Origin of the sequence: Bradyrhizobium sp. WSM1743 (genome assembly GCF_000473065.1) — a bacterium.
In the GTDB taxonomy this organism is placed as follows: domain Bacteria; phylum Pseudomonadota; class Alphaproteobacteria; order Rhizobiales; family Xanthobacteraceae; genus Bradyrhizobium.
Genome location: NZ_AXAZ01000012.1, coordinates 93,741 through 112,459 on the forward strand (window position 1 = coordinate 93,741; position 18,719 = coordinate 112,459).

At 65.2% G+C, this 18,719-nt stretch carries 18 protein-coding genes and 1 pseudogene; 7 read left to right on the top strand and 12 right to left on the bottom strand.

Going from position 1 to position 18,719, the window contains the following annotated elements:
* Positions 1-13: 13 nt before the first annotated feature.
* Entirely contained in the window at positions 14-811 is a 798-nt protein-coding gene (locus YU9_RS0110230; RefSeq protein ID WP_027572733.1) for a fumarylacetoacetate hydrolase family protein, read from the bottom strand.
* Positions 812-1,024: 213 nt separating this feature from the next.
* Between YU9_RS0110230 and YU9_RS0110240 the strand changes: the two genes are divergently transcribed.
* Complete coding sequence (locus tag YU9_RS0110240) at positions 1,025-1,243, top strand: hypothetical protein (RefSeq protein WP_027572734.1); 219 nt, start codon at positions 1,025-1,027, stop codon at positions 1,241-1,243.
* The gene (locus YU9_RS48925) at positions 1,240-1,416 is read left to right on the top strand and encodes a hypothetical protein (RefSeq protein WP_198028222.1); all 177 of its coding nucleotides are present in this window, start codon (positions 1,240-1,242) and stop codon (positions 1,414-1,416) included. Before YU9_RS0110240 ends, YU9_RS48925 begins: the two co-directional genes overlap by 4 nt.
* A gap of 59 nt (positions 1,417-1,475) precedes the next feature.
* Here the strand turns inward: YU9_RS48925 and YU9_RS0110250 are convergent.
* The 4 genes and pseudogenes from YU9_RS0110250 to YU9_RS0110265 form a co-directional block, all read right to left on the bottom strand.
* Positions 1,476-2,587, bottom strand: a pseudogene (locus tag YU9_RS0110250) (trypsin-like peptidase domain-containing protein).
* A gap of 153 nt (positions 2,588-2,740) precedes the next feature.
* A complete protein-coding gene (locus YU9_RS0110255; protein WP_027572736.1) occupies positions 2,741-3,076 on the bottom strand; it encodes a hypothetical protein in 336 nt (111 codons plus the stop codon).
* Between the two features lie 91 nt (positions 3,077-3,167).
* The gene (locus YU9_RS0110260; protein WP_027572737.1) at positions 3,168-3,659 is read right to left on the bottom strand and encodes an Hsp20/alpha crystallin family protein; all 492 of its coding nucleotides are present in this window, start codon (positions 3,657-3,659) and stop codon (positions 3,168-3,170) included.
* A gap of 76 nt (positions 3,660-3,735) precedes the next feature.
* Positions 3,736-4,197, bottom strand: a complete 462-nt coding sequence (locus YU9_RS0110265) for an Hsp20 family protein (RefSeq protein WP_027572738.1) — start codon at positions 4,195-4,197, stop codon at positions 3,736-3,738.
* A 335-nt stretch (positions 4,198-4,532) separates the two neighbouring features.
* On the opposite strand from YU9_RS0110265, the gene YU9_RS0110270 reads away from it, so the two are divergent.
* On the top strand, positions 4,533-6,050 hold the full coding sequence (locus YU9_RS0110270) for a hypothetical protein (RefSeq protein ID WP_245266333.1): 1,518 nt from the start codon (positions 4,533-4,535) through the stop codon (positions 6,048-6,050).
* Here the strand turns inward: YU9_RS0110270 and YU9_RS0110275 are convergent.
* Positions 6,039-7,337, bottom strand: a complete 1,299-nt coding sequence (locus YU9_RS0110275) for an MFS transporter (protein ID WP_027572740.1) — start codon at positions 7,335-7,337, stop codon at positions 6,039-6,041. The two genes, YU9_RS0110270 and YU9_RS0110275, sit on opposite strands and share 12 nt — an antisense overlap.
* 338 nt (positions 7,338-7,675) lie before the next feature.
* Here YU9_RS0110275 and YU9_RS0110280 point away from each other — a divergent pair, with 338 nt between their 5' ends.
* From YU9_RS0110280 to YU9_RS0110290, 3 genes are read left to right on the top strand one after another with little or no spacing between them, the layout of a single operon-like run.
* Complete coding sequence (locus YU9_RS0110280) at positions 7,676-8,890, top strand: ABC transporter substrate-binding protein (RefSeq protein WP_027572741.1); 1,215 nt, start codon at positions 7,676-7,678, stop codon at positions 8,888-8,890.
* Between the two features lie 8 nt (positions 8,891-8,898).
* Positions 8,899-10,632, top strand: a complete 1,734-nt coding sequence (locus YU9_RS0110285) for an FAD-dependent oxidoreductase (protein WP_027572742.1) — start codon at positions 8,899-8,901, stop codon at positions 10,630-10,632.
* Positions 10,633-10,651: 19 nt separating this feature from the next.
* The gene (locus tag YU9_RS0110290) at positions 10,652-11,446 is read left to right on the top strand and encodes an IclR family transcriptional regulator (RefSeq protein ID WP_027572743.1); all 795 of its coding nucleotides are present in this window, start codon (positions 10,652-10,654) and stop codon (positions 11,444-11,446) included.
* A 156-nt stretch (positions 11,447-11,602) separates the two neighbouring features.
* On the opposite strand, the gene YU9_RS0110295 is transcribed toward YU9_RS0110290, so the two are convergent.
* From YU9_RS0110295 to YU9_RS0110310, 4 genes are read right to left on the bottom strand one after another with little or no spacing between them, the layout of a single operon-like run.
* Entirely contained in the window at positions 11,603-12,382 is a 780-nt protein-coding gene (locus YU9_RS0110295) for an SDR family NAD(P)-dependent oxidoreductase (RefSeq protein WP_027572744.1), read from the bottom strand.
* A 38-nt stretch (positions 12,383-12,420) separates the two neighbouring features.
* Positions 12,421-13,164 carry an aspartate/glutamate racemase family protein gene (locus tag YU9_RS0110300; protein WP_027572745.1) on the bottom strand — a complete coding sequence of 248 codons (744 nt, stop codon included), beginning with the start codon at positions 13,162-13,164 and terminating at the stop codon, positions 12,421-12,423.
* Between the two features lie 9 nt (positions 13,165-13,173).
* On the bottom strand, positions 13,174-14,439 hold the full coding sequence (locus tag YU9_RS0110305; RefSeq protein ID WP_027572746.1) for an FAD-binding oxidoreductase: 1,266 nt from the start codon (positions 14,437-14,439) through the stop codon (positions 13,174-13,176).
* A 3-nt stretch (positions 14,440-14,442) separates the two neighbouring features.
* A complete protein-coding gene (locus YU9_RS0110310) occupies positions 14,443-16,104 on the bottom strand; it encodes a thiamine pyrophosphate-binding protein (RefSeq protein ID WP_027572747.1) in 1,662 nt (553 codons plus the stop codon).
* Between the two features lie 215 nt (positions 16,105-16,319).
* Here YU9_RS0110310 and YU9_RS0110315 point away from each other — a divergent pair, with 215 nt between their 5' ends.
* Positions 16,320-17,009 carry an aspartate/glutamate racemase family protein gene (locus YU9_RS0110315; protein ID WP_027572748.1) on the top strand — a complete coding sequence of 230 codons (690 nt, stop codon included), beginning with the start codon at positions 16,320-16,322 and terminating at the stop codon, positions 17,007-17,009.
* A 59-nt stretch (positions 17,010-17,068) separates the two neighbouring features.
* Here the strand turns inward: YU9_RS0110315 and YU9_RS0110320 are convergent, their stop codons facing one another.
* Together YU9_RS0110320 and YU9_RS0110325 are read right to left on the bottom strand one after the other, a co-directional pair.
* A complete protein-coding gene (locus tag YU9_RS0110320) occupies positions 17,069-17,854 on the bottom strand; it encodes an ABC transporter permease (RefSeq protein WP_027572749.1) in 786 nt (261 codons plus the stop codon).
* Entirely contained in the window at positions 17,851-18,708 is an 858-nt protein-coding gene (locus tag YU9_RS0110325) for an ABC transporter permease (RefSeq protein ID WP_245266334.1), read from the bottom strand. Before YU9_RS0110325 ends, YU9_RS0110320 begins: the two co-directional genes overlap by 4 nt.
* Positions 18,709-18,719: the final 11 nt, after the last annotated feature.

Below are 18,719 nucleotides of genomic sequence, written 5' to 3' on the forward strand. Positions count from 1 at the left end.
GCGGCAGCGGCCGCTACACGATCTTGATCGACATGTCGGGCAGGCCCTCGAGCTTGCAGAGCAGCACGTCGCCCTTCGCCACGGGGCCGACATTCTCCGGCGTGCCGGAATAGATGATGTCGCCGGCTTTCAGCTCGAACGCTTCCGACAGCTTGGCGATCTGCTCGGCCACGCTCCAGATCATCTTGCTGAGATCCGAGTTCTGCCGCACGGTCCCGTTGACGGCCAGCGAGATCGCGCCCTTCTCGAAATGACCGGTCTTGCTCGCCGGGTGAATCGGGCCGAGCACCGCGGCGTGGTCAAAACTCTTGCCGATTTCCCAGGGCTTCTTCTCGGCGGCCATGCCGTTCTGGAGATCGCGCCGGGTCATGTCGAGGCCGAGGGCGTAGCCATAGACGTGGTCGAGCGCCTTATCGACCGGGATATTGGTGCCGCCGGACTTCAGCGCGGCGACCAGCTCGACCTCGTGATGATAATTCTTGGTCAGCGACGGATAGGAATGATCGGCGACCTCGCCGATCGCAACGTTCTGGATCGCGTCTGTCGGCTTCTGGAAAAAGAACGGCGGCTCGCGGTTCGGATCCGAGCCGCGCTCGATCGCATGTGCCGCATAGTTGCGCCCGATGCAGTAGATGCGGCGGACCTGAAACACCTGGGTCTCGCCGACGATCGGGATCGTGACCATCGGCACCGGGAAGATCGGCTTCGGTCCGGCCTGCGCTGCGGCCGGCGCGACCTCGACCAGGGACACTGCGGTGGCCGCCGCCGCGGTTGCAATCAGGTCCCGTCGCGTCGGTGAGATCCTTCTCATGTCAGGTGCTCCCTTCCTTGTCCTTGGGCAGCGTCAAGCGCTCCGATCTGGCTGATAGTCGATCTTCAGCGTGCCAGCAACAAGGACGGGCACGGCACGGGCTTCGAACATCTTGACACCGCTCTTCCGCTGCATAATTTTTTTCGCCGAGAAGAGACTTTCTCACCCTCGGAAAATTCAAAGGACTTAACGCGACCGTCTGGAGAGACGACGATGCTCGATGAGAATCTGGCCCGCATTCGTGCGCACCGCAACAACATCCACCGCTACCGGCGCCTGCTGCAGACCAGGCTGTCGCAGCTGGAGCGCCATTTCATCGAGAGACGCCTCGCAGAAGAGCAATCGGCGCTCGATGGCCTGACCGCAGCGACCTTTCCTGTCAGCTTCCGCGCACCGGGAGCGCCGGCCAATGCGACGGGGGTGGCGCAATGAACAATCAGCGAGACTTGCTCATTCGAGGCAGCGAGAAGGTGATCGGCCATTACGAACTGCTTCTTGCAAGCGCGAAGAACGAGCATGAGCGCGAGCTCTATCGCCAACGCATCGAGCGCGAGCGGCGGCTGATCCAGGACCTGCAAGGGGGGCTGGATCACCGCGCGGCCTGAGCCGGAGATCATACGGCCCGCGACCGTCGCAGGGGACGAACCGCCCCCCTGCTTTCGGTTCAGCGAACGAGACGATTGGGGCCTGCGAGCGCACTGGAGGGTTCGAGCGCTGGCGCCACCCGCACGGTGGCGGTGAGCGGCGCACCATTTCGCAGCAGAGTAAGCCTCACATCCTCGCCGACCCGCGTAAGGCCGATCGTGTTGCGGAGCTGGGCGGCGGTGCGGATCGGGCGGTCGTCGGCTCCGGTCACGATATCGCCCTTGCGCAAGCCGGCCTTCTCGGCGGGCGAATCCGCCGCGATCTCGGCGATGACGGCGCCTTGACTCAATCCCTTGTTGACTGACGGATGCAGATCCTTCAGCGAAATGCCGATGCGGCCGCGCTCGACGCGACCGTTGGCAATGATCTGCACCATCACCTTGCGCGCCATGTTGACCGGAATGGCAAAGCCGATGCCGACATTGCCGCCCGCGGGCGAGATGATCGCCGAGTTGATGCCGACGAGCTCGCCGCGCAGGCTGACCAGCGCTCCACCGGAATTGCCGGGATTGATCGCCGCATCGGTTTGGATGAAATCCTCATAGCCCTGCTTGCCGAGGCCGGTCCGTCCCAGCGCGCTGACGAGCCCTGATGTCACGGTTTGGCCGAGGCCGAAGGGATTGCCGATCGCAAGGACGAAATCACCGACCTCGAGCCCGTCGCTATTTCCGAAGGGAAGCGCTTTGAGCCCGGCCGGATTCTGGACCTGGAGCACCGCGACATCCGTCGGCGGATCACGGCCGATGATGGCGGAAAACTGCCGGCCGTCCTTGGTCGTGATCTGAACCGCGGAGGTGCCTTCGACCACGTGATTGTTGGTCAGCACATAGCCGCGCTGGGCATCGACGATGACCCCGGAGCCGGTCGCATTGACCTCCCTCTCGATTTGCCGGGGAACGTCGAAGAATTCGCGGAAGAGCGGATCGCGATAGAGCGGGTTGTCCTCGCGCACGCGGCCGTGAACGGAAATGTTGACCACGGCGGGCATCACCTGACGCACCAGCGGCGCCAGGGTCGGTACCGAGCCGCCGGTCTTCAGATCCGGAATCTGGCCGGCCGGCAGGCTGCGATACTGTGCGTCAGCACCAGCAAGGCCAGGAAAAGCAGACGCACAGCATTCATCATCGTCACCTGCCGCTTGTGTTGTGTGGATATTCGAGACCCTGGTGGCTTCAGCCTCCGTCGCGTGGCGCGACGATCCACCCCTGCAATGCTAGATAAGGAACGGCCCAGGCTGCCGAGGATTGGCCGAGCAGCACCAGTCCGAGAATGGTGGGGTGAACATCATGCGGCCCGCCCTTCAGCGGCGGCCCATGGCCGCCGCAGCCGCATCGGCACGCCGCCGCCGCGCGGTGGGTCGTCATTGTCATTGTCACCGTCGAGCTTGCGCAGGGCGGTCAGAATGTCGACGAGCCGGACCGTGTGGCTCATGCTGGGGATCTCGCGCAAGGCCGGACAGGATTCGACCGCGTACATGTCGGATGCCCAGGACGACAGGATGATGCGCTTCTCCGGCGTCGAGAGCTCCTCGGCATTCAGGACTTCGGCAGGCGAGTTGTAATGGGCCGCGGGATGAAACAGCGGATTGAGAGTGCCGACATTGGTATTCACGTTGGTCATTGGCGGTGCCTCCCTCAAACTCCTTTCCAAAGGGACGGGGTTGTTGACGACTACGGGACGGCGGCGCCAATCGCCGCCGCCCCGATTGACACTAATGCGTATTGATCGCGATGCGCTTGACGCCTTCGCGCGTCTTTTCGGATTTCGGCAGCGACACGGTCAGGACGCCGTTGCTGAACGACGCCTCGGCCTTGTCCTCCTCGACGCCCTCCAGCGGGATTCGCCGTTCGAAGGCGCCGTAATAGCGCTCGGTGAAGTACCTGCCTTCGCCGTTGCGTTCCGCCTTCTTCTCGCCGCGGACGGTCAGAACGCCATTGGCGATCTCGACCTCGATGTCCTTCTCCGTCAGGCCGGGAAGCTCGGCCGAGACCGTCAGCGTCTTGTCGGTCTCGCTGAGCTCGACCTTCGGCCAGCCGAAACGACCTTCCATCAGCGGCGACAGGCCGGTCCCGCCGAAGCCACGGAAGACGTCGTCGAACAGACGGTTCATCTCGCGATGAAGCGTCAGGAAGGGATCGAAAGTATCGCGCACCGGCGCAAGCTCCTGGTTTCTCGACCAGGGAATGAGATCACGAAAAGCCATGGTTCTCTCCTTCATGCATCGGGAGCGCGGCCCGCGCATCCGCGCGCCGCGTTCCGCCGTTTGATCGATCGAGCGCTCAGGCTGCTTTCTTCTGCTCGATCTGAGATGCCGCAGGAGCGCCGCCCGCAATCGGAATCCGGCGCGGCTTCATGGCTTCCGGAACCTCGCGGACGAGGTCGATGATCAGGAGCCCGTCCTCGAACGAGGCCTGCTTCACCTGGACGTAGTCGGCGAGGTTGAACACGCGCCGGAACGGACGCGCAGCGATGCCCTGGTACAGGTATTCGCGCGGAGCGGTCTCGGGCTTCTTGCCCTCGATGGTGAGCGCGTTCTGCTCGGCGGTCACGGCGATATCGCTCGCGCCGAAACCCGCCACGGCAAGGCTGATCCGGTAGTGGTCTTCGCCGGAGCGCTCGATGTTGTAGGGGGGATAGTTGTCCTCGGTCGCCTGGCGCAGCGTGCTGTCGACGAGGTCGGCCAGGTGATCGAAGCCGATGGTGGAGCGCCACAGGGGCGCGAAGTCGAAACTGGTCCTCATAACCAAGTCCTCCAAAGAGCAAGATGGATACGAAGGAGCGCAAGGCGGGGATTCAGACGGGTCCGAAAAGACCAGCCCGGCGCCCGTGCCGGACCCGATTCTGGCATCCGGCACACCGCTCTCGCGGCGAAAAACGACTTAGAAAAACGAATGTCGATTTCAAGGGGGCTGCCGAAGATTTTTTTGTGCCCCTGGTTGTTGGTGCCGGGACCGCCCCCTTGCCGCCGGCGGTCGGCTCCTGAGGCGCTACCGGCGGCGAGTGCTCCGGTAGGCGTCGATATGAGGTAAAAATACAGATAAATTGTTGATCTGGATAAAGGCCAGGATTGCCTCGCATGCATCGGGGCCGGCGCATGACGACGATCGCGCTGCTCGTGACCGCAACGATGTGCGCGGCGCACGCTGGCGATATCTTCATCGCACCCACCGATCTGAAAGCGCTCGGAACGATCGACGCGCGCTTTCAATCCTACAACATCGAGATGGTGGAGGTGACCGGCGGGCGGTTCTGGAAGCCCTATCCGCCAACGGGACGTGCCTTCGATGAGCGGGATCGTTACAGCGCGCGACCGCCGATCGATCTCGCCAATGCGCGACTGCGCCTACTCGCCGCGGCGTTGTCGCCAGCCTATCTGCGCGTGAGCGGCACCTGGGCCAATGCAACGTTCTTTGCCGAGGCGCCGGGAAAGCCGCCGCCGGGATTCAATTCGGTGCTCAGCCGGGCGCAGTGGAGCGGCGTCGTCGAGTTCGCGCGTGCGGTCGATGCGGAGATCGTCACCTCCTTTGCGATCAGTTCCGGCAGCCGTGATGCCAACGGCCTATGGAAGCCGGATCAGGCGCAGCAGCTGGTCGACACCACGCGCGCGCTGGGTGGCCGTATCGCCGCCGCCGAATTCATGAACGAGCCGACGCTTGCAGTGACGGGCGGCGCACCGACGGGATACGATGCGACCGCCTATGGCCGTGACTTCAAGGTCTTCCGCGATTGGGTGCGGCGCGCCGCACCTGAGACGCTGATCCTCGGCCCGGGCTCGGTTGGCGACGCACCTTCGCCATTCGGTGCGGGCATCACCACACGCGACCTGCTTGCCGCATCCGGGCTTGGCGTCGATCGCTTCTCCTATCACCATTACAACACGATCTCGCCGCGCTGCGGCGGGCACGATGATCCGGCGCAGGCCCTCTCGGAACAATGGCTGGCCCGCACGGATACGACACTCAGGACCTATCAGGCCCTGCGCGACGCATTCGAGCCGAGCAGGCCGATCTGGCTGACCGAGACCGCTGATGCGGCCTGCGGCGGCAACCGATGGGACCGGACCTTTCTCGACACGTTCCGCTATCTCGACCAGCTCGGACGCCTGGCGAGGGCCGGCGTCGAGGTGGTGATGCACAACACGCTGGCCGCCAGCGATTACGGCCTGCTCGACGAAGCAACATTCCGGCCGCAGCCGAGCTATTGGGCCGCGCTGCTCTGGCGCCGGCTGATGGGAACGATCGTGCTCGACGCAGGCAAACCTGCCCCGCGCGATCTCCATCTCTATGCGCATTGCCACCCGGCCACGACAGGTGCGGTGTCGCTGCTCGCAATCAACGCGTCGCGCCGCACGTCACACGCGCTGACGTTATCGGACTCCGCCGAACGGTACACACTGCACGCGGCGCGGTTGCAGGGCACGATTGTGCAGTTGAACGGCAAGAGACTCGCGCTGACCACAGCTGGCCAGCTGCCGCGGCTAGAGGCCCGCGCAACACCGCCGGGAGCAGTTCGGCTCGCGCCGACGACCATCACCTTCCTGGTGTTTCCGAACGCCGCAAATCCCGCTTGCTTGTCCCGACGTTCAGGATTGTAGCAAATCCCGCGCCGTCTCCGGCGCCATCAGCGTCGCGATGATCGTGACGATCGACAGCGCGACGATGTAGACCGACACTGCCCAGTACGAGCCGGCCCATGCCAGCAGCCCAGCCGCGATCAGCGGCGAGAAGCCGCCGCTCAGCGCCGCCGCGACGTTGGCGCCGAGCGAGGCGCCGCTGTAGCGCACCTGGGTGCGGAACAGCTCGGGCATGAACGCGGCCTTCGGCCCGAACAGCAGCGCATGGGTGAGCGTCATCGTGACGACGAGCGCGAGCGTGATCAGCGCCGGCTCCCTGGTGTCGAGGAACCAGAACAGCGGAAAGGCCAGCGCAACCGAGAATATGCCGCCGGCAAGATAAAGCGCCTTGCGTCCGAAGATGTCGGACAGCCAGCCTGCAAGCGGCAAGGTCGCGAACTCGACGATCGCGGCATAGACCACGGCATCCAGGATCACCTGCCGTGGCAGACCGAGCTTCGTCGTCGCGTAGACCACCGTGAACACGGTGAGGAGATAGGCCAGCCCAACCTCCGACACGGTGATGCCGATCGCCAGCAGAAAGCTGCGCCAGTCGCGGCGCAGCACCTCGAGAGCCGGCTGCGCCAGCACCTCCTTGCGTTCGACGATCTCCTTGAAGTGAGGCGTCTCGGCGAGCTTGAGCCGCACGATGAAGCCGACGCCGACGAGCAGAATGCTGATCAGGAACGGCACGCGCCAGCCCCAGCTGAGGAAATCCGCCTCGGGCAGCTTCGTCATCAGGCCGAAGATGCCGGTCGATGCGGCGACGCCGACGGGGAAGCCAACCTGCACCAGGCTGCCGTAGAAGCCGCGGCGATTGCCGGCGTGCTCGATCACCATCACGACCGCGCCGCTCCACTCGCCCCCCAGCCCAATGCCCTGAACGAAACGAAGGATAACGAGCAGGATCGGGGCCCAGACGCCGATTTGACTGTAGGTCGGCAGGCAGCCGATCAGGAAGGTGCCGAGTCCCATCGCGATCATGGTCGCGACAAGCATGGTCTTGCGGCCGAGCCGGTCGCCGTAGTGCCCGATGATCGCGCCGCCGATCGGCCGCGCGACGAAGCCGACCGCGTAGGTCGAGAACGCCGCCAGCGTACCGAAGAAGGGATCGAAACTCGGGAAGAACAGCTTGTTGAAGACCAGCGCGGCCGCCGTGCCGTAGATCAGGAAATCGTACCACTCGATGGCGGTGCCGAGCGCGCTCGCCCACACCACATGCGCCGTCGTCGATCGCTCCGCCGCGGAGACCCCCGTTGCTATCGTCATGCCCTGCCCCAACGATTCCAGAGGGCATCATGAATAATCGTGATGACGGTTGCAACCTGCCCGCGCACTTGGTCGCTCTCGTGCCCCGGACGCTGCGCAGCACGAAGTGATGCGCTGCAGAGCCGGACCCATGCTTCCTCGAGCAATCAGTGCCGCATGGGTCCCGGCTCTGTGCAGCAGCGCAAGAGCGCTGCAGCGCGCCCGGGACACGTGAGCGTTCGGTGCCGCAACCGCGGAACTCGCCCCAACCACGCCATTCGCTATTGACAAATTAGTTAGCTAATATCTAATTTCTTCAAATCCGGCGCGCCAAGCGGCCAATAAGAGAGGGAACGACAATGAAAGGGCTTCTGGCCTCCGCCATGCTCGCGGCCATGACTTCGGCAGCCGTGACCACAGCGGCCACCGCACAAGTCTCCGACGACGTGGTGCGGATCGGCGTGCTGACGGACCTGTCGAGCTGGGGCCGCGACAATAGCGGCCCGGGTTCGGTCGAGGCAGCGAAGATGGCCGTGGAGGAATTCGGCCCCACCGTGCTCGGCAAGCCGATCGAGATCATCAGCGCCGACCACCAGATGAAGACCGATGTCGGCGTGCAGATCGTCCGCGGCTGGTTCGATAACGGCAAGGTCGACGCCGTCGTCGACATCCCCAATTCCGGCATTGCGATCGCCGTGCACAACATGGTGCGCGAGCGCAATAAGATCGCCCTGCTCTCCGGCCCCGGCGCGAGCTCGCTGACCGACGAGCTGTGCAGCCCCAACACCGTGCATTTCACCTACGACACCTATGCCCTGTCCAAAGTGACGGCCTCCGCCGTGATCAAGGAAGGCGGCAAGTCCTGGTACTTCATCACCGCCGACTATGCCTTCGGCCAGCAGCTCGAGAAGGATGCCACGCGCTTCATCAACGAGATGGGCGGCAAGGTGCTCGGCGGCGTCAAGCATCCGACCAACACCGCCGACTTCTCCTCCTTCGCGCTGCAGGCCCAGAGCTCGAAGTCCGACGTGGTCGCTTTCGCCAATGCCGGTCAGGACACCGACAACGCCATCAAGCAGTCCGGCGAGTTCGGCCTCGTCCAGGGCGGCCAGAAGCTCGTCGGCTTGCTCATGTTCGACACCGATGTGCACGCGATCGGGCTGAAGGCCGCGCAGGGCACCTACATGACGACGGCATCCTACTGGGCCATGGATGAGGCGACGCGCGCCTGGTCGAAGAAGTTCTACGAGCGCACCAAGGTGATGCCGACCATGATCCAGACCGGCGTCTACGGCTCGGTGTTGCACTATCTGAAGGCCATCAAGGCGGCCGGCACCGACGATTCCGCCAAGGTGATGGCCAAGATGCGCGAGCTGCCGATCGAGGATACATTCGTTCACGGCGGCAAGTTGCGCGAGGACGGCCGCGTCATCCGCGACATGTATCTCGCCAAGGTGAAAAAGCCCGAGCAGTCCAAGGAGCCGTGGGACTATCTCGACATCGTCAAGACCGTGAAGGGCGAGGACGCCTTCCGCCCGGTCTCCGAATCCAAATGTCCGCTCCTGAAGAAGTGAGGTGAGACATGACCGGCACCGATCCTAGCGCCATTGAGACTTACGAGTGCGATGTGCTCGTGGCCGGATCGGGTTGCTCCGGCATGTCGGCGGCGATCACCGCGCGCCATCGCGGGCTCGACGTGCTGATCGTCGAGAAGGAGCCGCGCTTCGGCGGCACCACCGCCCGCTCCGGCGGGTGGCTCTGGATTCCCGGCACCTCGCTGGCAAAGGCCTACGGTATCGAGGAGACGCCGGAGCAGGCACGTACCTATCTGCGGCACGAAGCAGGCAACAATTACGACGCGGCACGGGTCGATGCCTTCCTGAGCGCTGGCCCCGAGGCGGTTGACTTCTTCACCACCAAGACCGCGCTCCGCTTCGACATGCCGCTGGTGTTTCCCGATTATCACGCCGAAGCGCCCGGCGGCGCGCAGGGCGGCCGCTCCATGGTGACGCGCCCGTTCGACGGCCGCGAGCTCGGCGACCTCATCAAGACGCTGGGCAAGCCGCTGCCCGAGCTGACCGTGTTCGGCATGATGCTGGGCTCCGGCAAGGAGATCATCCATTTCATGCGGGTGACGAAGTCGCTGACCTCGGCGGTCTATGTCGCCAAGCGGCTGTCGCGGCATCTGATGGACGTGCTCCGCTACGGCCGCGGCATGACGCTGACCAACGGCAATGCGCTCGCAGGACGCCTGGCGAAATCCGCGCTCGACTTGAAGATTCCGATGTGGCTGTCCTCTCCGGTGCGCGAGCTGACGGTCGAGAACGGTGCCGTCACCGGCGCGATCGTTTCGCGCGAGGGACGCGAGGTGTGCGTCCGCGCGCGACAAGGCGTCGTGCTCGCCTGCGGCGGTTTCCCGCACGACGCGGCACGCCGCAGGAAAATGTTTCCGCACGCGCCGACCGGCAATGAGCACTATTCACCCGGGCCGACCGGCAATACCGGGGATGGACTACGTTTGGCGGAGGCCGCCGGCGGACGCATTGAGGACCGCCTGCCGAACGCGGCAGCCTGGGTGCCGGTGTCGCTGACGACGCGTAAGGACGGTTCCAAGGGCGTGATGCCGCATTTCATCGACCGCGCCAAACCCGGCGTGATCGCGGTGATGCCCGACGGCAAGCGCTTTGCCAATGAAGGAAATTCCTATCACGACTTCGTCCAGGCCATGGTCAAGGCGGCCAAGCCCGGCGAGGAGATCGCCGCCTTCCTGGTCTGCGACCACAAGACGTTGCGCACGTACGGCCTCGGCTGCGTACCGCCTTTCCCGATGCCGCTGGGTCATCATTTGAAGACCGGCTACCTCATGCGCGGCGATACGCTGGAAGCGCTTGCGGCGAAAGCAGGCATCGATGCGAAGGCGTTCGTCGAGACCGTCAAGCAGTTCAATGTGACGGCGCCGCTGGGCCAGGATACCGATTTCGGCAAAGGCACCAAAGCCTATAACCGCTACCAGGGCGATGCGCTGCACGGCCCGAACCCCTGCGTTGCGCCGATCGAGAACGGTCCGTTCTACGCCATCAAGATGGTGATCGGCGATCTCGGCACCTATGCCGGCATCGTCACCGACGAGAACGCGCGGGCGCTCGACGCCGAAGGCCGGGTGATTCCCGGCCTCTACGCTGCCGGCAACGACATGGCGAGCATCATGGGGGGCAACTACCCCGGCGCCGGCATCACCCTTGGGCCGGCGCTGACCTTCGGCTACATTGCCGGCAGACATCTTGCCGACAGCGCCGCCAAGCGCAACGCGGCGTAAGCAAAACGCCAGGAGGCGCATGAAGAGAGAGAGCCGCGGCATCCAGTCGATCGAGGTCGGCGGAGAATTGCTCCGCGCGCTCGCAAGGAGCGGCGAGCCGATGATGCTGCGCGATCTCGCCCGCGAGGCCGGCATGACCCCGGCCAAGGCGCACCCCTATCTCGCCAGCTTCTCCCGCATCGGCCTGATCGAGCAGGACGAGACCACCGGCCGTTACGAGATCGGCGCGCTGGCGCTGGAGCTCGGCCTGATCAGCCTGCGCCGCCTCTCCGGTGTGCGCATCGCGCGTCCCAAGATCGCTGGCCTCGCGAGCCAGATCGGCCACGCCGTCTCGCTCGCGGTCTGGGGCACGCACGGCCCGACCGTGGTGCAGCTCGAAGAGCCGGCCCAGCCGGTGCACATCGTGATGCGCGTCGGCTCGGTGATGGCGCTGCTGGAGACCGCGACCGGCCGCGCCTTTGCAGCGTTCCTGCCGGAGAAGACGATCAACGCCGCGCTCGACAGCGGCCTCGACCGTCACGGCGTCGGCTACAATCCAAAGCGCGCCGTGAAGGGCGCGAAGGTCGCCGAGATGCTGATCGAGGTCCGCAAGCACGGCCTCGCCCGTGCGCTCGGCGATCCCCTGCCCGGCGTCAATGCGTTCTCCGCGCCGGTGTTCGATCATTCCGGCCACGTCGCGCTGGTCATCACCGCGATGGGGCCCGAAGGCACCTTTGATGCCCGCTGGGACAGCCCGATCGCGCACGCGCTGCGCGACTGTGCCAGCGGCATCTCGAAGCGGCTGGGTCACGGGATGACGATCGCGGCGGAGTGAGGGGCAGACTGCCCACCTTACGACGATTGTCATTCCCCGCGAAAGCGGGGAATCCAGTACGCCGCAGCGGATGTGGCGAGAGCGAGCTCTTCAACGCCGGCCTCTGGAATACTGGATCGCCCGGTCAAGCCGGGCGACAGCGAGAATGGAGCCGCCCTACTTCTCCTTCACCGGCACCGTATAATTCAGGACCAGCCGGCCGCCATCCGGATAGATCGTCTGCCCGGTGATGTAGGACGCATCGTCGCTGGCAAGGAACGCGACAACGGACGCGACCTCGCTCGGCTCGCCGCCACGGCCCGCCGGCGTGCGTGACATCACGGTCTTGCGGGCATCCTCCGAGGTGTAGATCGACGACGCCACCATGTCGGTCAGGATCGTCCCCGGCCCGACCGCGACGACACGAATGTTGTGTGGGGCCAGTGCGACAGCCGCGACGGAGGTGAGCTGCTTCATGCCGCCCTTGGACATGGCATAGGTCGCCAGCGCCGGGATCGCCAGCAGCGCGTTCACCGAGGACATGTTGATGATGACCCCGCCGCCACCTTGCGCGATCATCTGCTTCGCCGCCGCCTGCACGCCGAAGAACGCGCCCTTCAAATTGATGCCGATGATCTCGTCGAAATCCTGCTCGGTGATGTCGAGAATGTCCTGATTGCGAGCCACGCCGGCGTTGTTGACCATGATGTCAAGCCGGCCGAACTCCTTCACCGCGGTGGCGACGAGCTGATCGACATCAGGGCGCCTGGCGACGTTGCCGACGACGGTGCGCAAGGCATCCGGCCGTCCCAGCTCGGCGGCCGTGGCGGCGAGGCCATCGGCGTCGACGTCGGAGATGACGACCTTGACGCCGTCGTCCAAAAATCTCTTCGCGCAGGCCTTGCCGATGCCGCGCGCCGCGCCGGTGATGGCGGCGACCTTGCCGGACAGTTTCATGGTCTCACTCCAGGACTTCGGACGATCTCACCGTCAAATCACGTGAATACGCGCGGGCGCAAGCCCGCATGAAACCAGGTGATCATGGAATAGATGTCGTAGACGGGCAATCCCACTTCAGCCTGAAGCGCCGCGGCATAGGGCGGCATATTGGTGCATTCGAGCACGATGGCGCCGACATCCGGATTTTTGGCAACGAGCTCCTTGCCGGCCTCGACCACGTCGCGCTCGGCCTGGGCGATGTCCATGTCGTCCTTCTCGGCCTTGATCAGGACACGGAAAAACTCCTTGCCGTTCTCAGTGCCGACCAGCGGCGTGTCGAGCGGCACGCCGGCACCTTCGAGATGGGCCGGCGTCAAGGTCGAGCCTGATACCGTGACGAGGCCGACGCGCTTGCCCGGCGGCAGGGTTGCCTGCACCCACGGCACCTGCATCAGCGAGGAGGTCGCGACGGGAACGCCGACGGCCGCCGCGATCTCCTTCTGAAACAGCGAGAGGAAGCCGCAATTGGTGGTGATGGCCTCGGCCCCCAGCCGCACCAGATCCTTGGCCGCGTCGATGAAGTCCGGCAGCAGGCCGGCCGCACCCTTTAGCACCACCTTCTCCGGCGAGGCGCCGCTGACGACGCGATAGAGCACCGGGAACGGCCAGGTCGTGCCGTTGCCCATGTCGCCGGGGATGCGGGGGAAGCGCGCTTCCAGCATCAGGATGCCGAGCGGCGCGCCATAGACGGCCTTGCCGCCACGGGCGATGCGAGAAGGCGAGTTGGCAGGATAAGTCATGGTGCGCTCTCAGAGGAAACGATCGGGTGCGAACGGCGCGAGTGGAATCTCGGCCTGCTTGCCGCTCAGGAGCTGGGCGACAAGACGGCCGGTGCGGGCCGAGCCGACCAAGCCGACATGGCCATGGCCGAAGGCATAGACGATGTCGCGGGAGGCGCGCGCATAGCCGATGCAGGGACGTCCGTCCGGCATGCTCGGGCGATGGCCGAACCAGGTTTTGATGCGCGAGGCCGGGATGTCCTTCGGCAGTTTCGGGAACATCCCGAGCAGATGGTTGCGCAGGATTTCGGCACGCTTCCAGTTCGGCGCGGCTTCGAGACCGGCGATCTCGACCGTGCCGGCGGCACGCAGGCCCTTGTCGGTCCAGTTCACCACCATCTTGGCGTCGGATACCATCATCGAGCTGCGCGGACCTACTTCCGGCTTCTCGATCATGACGTGATAGCCGCGCTCGGTCTCGAGCGGCAGGGAATCGCCGACTGATGCGGTGAGCTGCTTCGAGCGGGCACCGGCCGCGACCACCGCGGCATCGCAAGCGATCTCGCCGGTCTCGGTGAGCACAGCGACGAGCTTGTCGCCGTTGAGCTTCAGACCAGTCGCCTTGGCCCGCACGTGCTTCGCGCCACTGGCGATCGCATGAGCGGCGAGCGCCGCGACATAAGCGCCGGGATCGCGGCAGCGCCCGGCCTCCTCCACCACCACGCCAAAGGTGTAGCGCGGATGCAGGTCCGGCTCGCGCTGGCGCATCTCGTCGGCGTTGAGCTCCAGCCATTCGACGCCGAGCTTCTTGCGCAGGCGCCAGCCGAGATCGTTGTCGAAATTGCCGCGCGAGGTGAACACATGCATCACGCCGTTGCGCTCGATCAGTTCGGGTACGCCGGCCTCTTCGGCAAGCTTCTTGTGCAGCAGCGGCGCATCCTTCAAGAGGTCGCGCAGCGCAGACGCCGTCGTCTCGACCCGCGCCTCGGTCCAGCCCGAGAGCAGGTACTTGACCAGCCAGGGCAGCGCCTTCGGCAAGTAAGACCAGCGGATCGCGAGCGGGCCGAGCGGGTCCAGGAGATAGCCCGGCACCTTCTTCCAGACGCCCGGCTCCGACGGCGGGATCACCGAATGCGACGACAGCCAGCCGGCATTGCCATAGCTCGCCGCCTGTTCGCCGCCGGGCTCGCCCGGATCGATCAGCGTGACGCGATGGCCCTCGCGCAGTGCCTCGATGGCGCTGATCACGCCGACCGCGCCGGCTCCGATGATGGCGACGTGACGGCCCTCAGGCATTGCTTACGCCTTCACCTGCGGCACAAAGTCCTTGCCGACCGAGATCGCGCGCGGATCGATGATGCAATGCAGGATCGACGGCTTGCCCGAAGCGAGCGCGCGCTCGAAGGCGGGTGCGAACTCTTCGGTACGCTCGACCCGCTCACCATGACCGCCGAACGCCCTGGCGTACATCGCGAAGTCCGGGTTCTTCAGCTGGGTGCCGACGACGCGGCCGGGATAGTCGCGCTCCTGGTGCATGCGGATGGTGCCGTACTGCGAATTGTCGACCACGATGACGACCAGCGGCGCGTCGTATTGCACGGCGGTCGCGAATTCCTGGCCGTTCATCAGGAAGCAGCCATCACCGGCAAAAGCGACGACGACGCGATCCGGATATTGCCGCTTGGCAAGCACGCCCGCCGGCACGCCGTAGCCCATCGAGCCCGAGGTCGGCGCGAGCTGCGCGGCAAAGCTGTGGAAGCGGTGATGGCGGTGAATCCAGCCGGCATAATTGCCGGCGCCGTTGCAAACGATCGCGTCCTTCGGCAAGCGGTCGCGCAGCCAAGTCATCACCTGGCCGTACTGGAACGTGCCTGGCAGCTCGCGCGCCTTCTCGGTCCAGGCGAGATAATCCGCATGCGCCTTGGCCGCCTCGCCCTTCCAGGCGACGGCTCCAGCCGGCTTCAGCGTCTCGACGGCGGCGGCGAAGGCGGCCGGCGTCGCCTGGATCGCCAGCGCCGGTTGATAGACGCGGCCGAGCTCTTCCGAGCCCGGATGCACATGGATCAGCTTCTGCCGCGGCGTGGGAATGTCGAGCAGCGTATAGGACGAGGACGGCATCTCCGACATGCGGCCGCCGATGAGCAGGATGACATCGGCGCCCTCGATGCGCGCCTTCAGGCCCGGGCTCGGTCCGATGCCGAGATCGCCGGCATAGTGTGAATGGTCGGCGTCGATCAGCGAGGCCCGGCGGAACGAGGTCGCGACCGGCAGGTCGAACCGCTCGGCGAAGCGCGCGATGCTCCTCGCCGCCTCATCCGTCCAGCGTGAGCCGCCGAGAATGACGAGCGGCGCCTTGGCGCCGGCAAGCATCGCACCGACGCGCTCGATATCGGCAGGCGCCGGCCAGCTCACGGCGGGCTCGATGCGCATGGCATCGGCAACGGCCGCGGTCTCGGTCAGCATGTTCTCCGGCAGCGCGATCACCACGGGACCGGGACGGCCCTGCATGGCGACGCGGAAGGCGCGCGCGACCAACTCCGGAATGCGGTCGGGGCGATCGATCTCGACCGCCCATTTCGCCATCGAGCCGAACACGGCTTTGTAGTCGAGCTCCTGGAACGCCTCGCGCTCGCGCATGCCGGTGTCGACCTGGCCGACGAACAGGATCATCGGCGTCGAATCCTGCATCGCGATGTGGACGCCGTGGCTGGCATTGGTGGCGCCGGGTCCGCGGGTCACGAAGCAGACGCCGGGCCGCCCGGTGAGCTTGCCATAGGCCTCCGCCATCATCGCCGCGCCGCCTTCGGCACGGCAGATCACGACGTCGATCGGGCTGTCATGCAGCGCATCGAGGGCCGCCAGATAGCTCTCGCCCGGCACGCAGGTGACGCGCTCGACGCCCTGGGCGACGAGCTGATCGATCAGGATCTGGCCCCCGGTGCGGGTGTTGCGAATGGTCATGTCGGCTCCCTCAAGGCTTTGGCGATGCACTCATATTCGGAAACTGGCGTAGGACAGGCCGAGAGAGCGCGCAAGTTCGAAAGGCGTCTCGCAGCCTGCGCAGGCGTCATGCCCGTCCCTGCCGTTTGCACTACAGGCTCTGTCCGCGGTCACGATGGCGAGCTTCGAAATCTTCGTCTACGATCCGGCCGAACCAACTCGGCTGGAGCACCGGAATGCAAACCATCGGTCTGATCGGAGGCATGAGTTGGGAGAGCACCGCGCTCTACTACAAGCTCATCAACGAGCGGGTCCGCGACCGCATGGGCAAGCTGCATTCCGCCCCCCTGCTGATGTATTCCTACGATTTCCAGGGGATCAAGGAGATGCAATACGCCGGCCGCTGGAGCGAGGCGGCGGCCAGTCTGGCGGAGGTGGCCAGGCGCCTTGAAAGCGCCGGCGCGCGAGCGATCGTGCTGTGCACGAACACGATGCACAAATTGGCCCCCGAGATCATCTCGAGCATGACCGTCCCGTTCATTCACATCGGCGACGCGACGGCGCAGCGGATCCGGGCCAAGGGATACCGGCGGGTCGGATTGCTCGGCACCAAGTTCACGATGGAGGAAGACTTTTACATCGACCGATTGCGCGCGCACGGTCTCGACGTCCTGATTCCTCCCGCAGACGAGCGCGCCGAGGTGAATCGCATCATTTATGACGAGCTGTGCCTCGGGATCGTCGCTGCGCCCTCGCGCCGTCGCTACCAGGACGTGATGGCGGCGCTCGTCGCCGGCGGCGCCGAGTGCATGATCCTCGGCTGCACCGAGATCACGATGCTGGTCGGCCCGGACGACACATCGGTCGAGACGTTCGACACCACGGCCATTCACGCCGAGACGGCGGCTGATTTCGCGATCGGATGATTTGACCTCCCCGATTTCAGCCCCTTGCCGGGATCGAGCTCCGATGACGTGGGCTATCCTCACCCGCTCCGCTTCTGCCGCGTGCTTGCCAGCAGCACCAGCATGAAGGAGGCCGCCGTCATCAGCGTCGAGATCGCGGCGATGGTCGGGTCGATCTCGTCGCGGAGCGCGGTGAACATGCGCTTGGTCAGCGGCTGGTACTGGCCGCCGGAGATGAACAGCGCGACGATGGTCTCGTCCATCGCCGAGATGAAGGCGAAGATGCCGCCGGCGATCACGCTGGACTTGATCTGTGGCAGCGTCACCGCGAAGAAGCTGCGCAGACGATTCATGCCGAGACTGCGCGCCACCATCTCCTGCGAGGGGTCGAAGCTCTGCAGACCCGCCAGCACGGAGATGACGACATAGGGCAAGCCCAGCATCACGTTGGCGAGCACGAGGCCGGACATGGTCGCGACCAGGCCGATCTTGGCGTAGACGAAGAAGATCCCGACCGCGGTGATGATGATCGGCACCACCAGCGGCAGCAGCAGCGCCATATGGATGATGCGCATGATGCGCAACTTGGACTGGCTGATGGCATAGGCGGCGGCCACCCCGAGCGGGGTCGCAATCACGACGGTCAGCAGCGCGACCGTCAGCGTCACCCGCGTCGCCTGCATCCAGGCGGCGTTTGAGAAATATTGCTGGTACCAGCGCAGCGAGAAGGACGGCGGCGGGAAGCTCAGGAACCGCGCGCTGGAGAACGAGATCGGCGCGATGATCAGGACGGGCAGGATCAGATAGACCAGCACCAGCGCGCTGATCACGTAAAGAGCCATCCGGGCGGGCGAGGTGCGCATCATTGTCGCCCCAGCACGCGATCGAGCGAGATAAAGCGGCTGACGACGAAGAAGATCAGGAGCACGCTCAGGAGCAGCACCACGGCAACCGCGCTCGCAGCCCCGAACTGGTTGTAGAGTTCGACATTGCGGCTCACCAGCATCGAGACCATCACGGTGCGACCGCCACCGAGCAGCTCTGGGGTGATATAGAAGCCGAGGCAGAGCACGAACACCATGGTGCAGCCGGCGAGCACGCCCGGCAGCGACAGCGGCAGGAACACGCGGAAGAATGTCAGCGATGGGCTCGCACCCAGGCTGGCGCCGGCCTGCATGAGATCGCCGGGAATCTTCTGCATGGTGGCATAGAGCGGCAGCACCATGAATGGCAGCAGGATGTGCACGGTCGCAACCACCGTGCCGAAGGTGTTGTGGACTAGCGCGAGCGGCTCGGAAATCACATCGAGATAGCGCAGGAACTGGTTGATGACGCCGGTGCGCTGCAACAGCGCCAGCCAAGCGTAGGCGCGCACCAGCACGCTGGTCCAGAACGGCAGCACGACCAGCGACAGGATGAGGATGCTCCATCCTTTCGGCACCGCGTTGGCGAGATAGGCGACGGGATAGCCGAGCAGCAGTGCGATCCCCGTGACCGCGAGGCTGATCTCGAAGGTCAGCGCAAAGCTGCGCCAATAGACGTCTTCGGTGAAGACGCGGCGATAATTCTCCAGCGTGAAACCGTCATGGTAGACCGATTGCCACGCCAGCCAGCCGACCGGCAGCACGATCAGAGCCAGGATCACCAGCAGCGCCGGCGACACCAATGCGAGCATCAGGCCGTGCTCGCGGCGCTGATGCTTCTGGGAGGGATCTGGCATCGATATCGTCA

Excerpts from the sequence above, each read along its gene's own strand:
- YU9_RS0110230 (WP_027572733.1), bottom strand. The coding sequence starts at position 811 with ATGAGAAGGATCTCACCGACGCGACGGGACCTGATTGCAACCGCGGCG.
- YU9_RS0110240 (WP_027572734.1), top strand. The coding sequence starts at position 1,025 with ATGCTCGATGAGAATCTGGCCCGCATTCGTGCGCACCGCAACAACATC.
- YU9_RS48925 (WP_198028222.1), top strand. The coding sequence starts at position 1,240 with ATGAACAATCAGCGAGACTTGCTCATTCGAGGCAGCGAGAAGGTGATC.
- YU9_RS0110255 (WP_027572736.1), bottom strand. The coding sequence starts at position 3,076 with ATGACCAACGTGAATACCAATGTCGGCACTCTCAATCCGCTGTTTCAT.
- YU9_RS0110260 (WP_027572737.1), bottom strand. The coding sequence starts at position 3,659 with ATGGCTTTTCGTGATCTCATTCCCTGGTCGAGAAACCAGGAGCTTGCG.
- YU9_RS0110265 (WP_027572738.1), bottom strand. The coding sequence starts at position 4,197 with ATGAGGACCAGTTTCGACTTCGCGCCCCTGTGGCGCTCCACCATCGGC.
- YU9_RS0110270 (WP_245266333.1), top strand. The coding sequence starts at position 4,533 with ATGCATCGGGGCCGGCGCATGACGACGATCGCGCTGCTCGTGACCGCA.
- YU9_RS0110275 (WP_027572740.1), bottom strand. The coding sequence starts at position 7,337 with ATGACGATAGCAACGGGGGTCTCCGCGGCGGAGCGATCGACGACGGCG.
- YU9_RS0110280 (WP_027572741.1), top strand. The coding sequence starts at position 7,676 with ATGAAAGGGCTTCTGGCCTCCGCCATGCTCGCGGCCATGACTTCGGCA.
- YU9_RS0110285 (WP_027572742.1), top strand. The coding sequence starts at position 8,899 with ATGACCGGCACCGATCCTAGCGCCATTGAGACTTACGAGTGCGATGTG.
- YU9_RS0110290 (WP_027572743.1), top strand. The coding sequence starts at position 10,652 with ATGAAGAGAGAGAGCCGCGGCATCCAGTCGATCGAGGTCGGCGGAGAA.
- YU9_RS0110295 (WP_027572744.1), bottom strand. The coding sequence starts at position 12,382 with ATGAAACTGTCCGGCAAGGTCGCCGCCATCACCGGCGCGGCGCGCGGC.
- YU9_RS0110300 (WP_027572745.1), bottom strand. The coding sequence starts at position 13,164 with ATGACTTATCCTGCCAACTCGCCTTCTCGCATCGCCCGTGGCGGCAAG.
- YU9_RS0110305 (WP_027572746.1), bottom strand. The coding sequence starts at position 14,439 with ATGCCTGAGGGCCGTCACGTCGCCATCATCGGAGCCGGCGCGGTCGGC.
- YU9_RS0110310 (WP_027572747.1), bottom strand. The coding sequence starts at position 16,104 with ATGACCATTCGCAACACCCGCACCGGGGGCCAGATCCTGATCGATCAG.
- YU9_RS0110315 (WP_027572748.1), top strand. The coding sequence starts at position 16,320 with ATGCAAACCATCGGTCTGATCGGAGGCATGAGTTGGGAGAGCACCGCG.
- YU9_RS0110320 (WP_027572749.1), bottom strand. The coding sequence starts at position 17,854 with ATGATGCGCACCTCGCCCGCCCGGATGGCTCTTTACGTGATCAGCGCG.
- YU9_RS0110325 (WP_245266334.1), bottom strand. The coding sequence starts at position 18,708 with ATGCCAGATCCCTCCCAGAAGCATCAGCGCCGCGAGCACGGCCTGATG.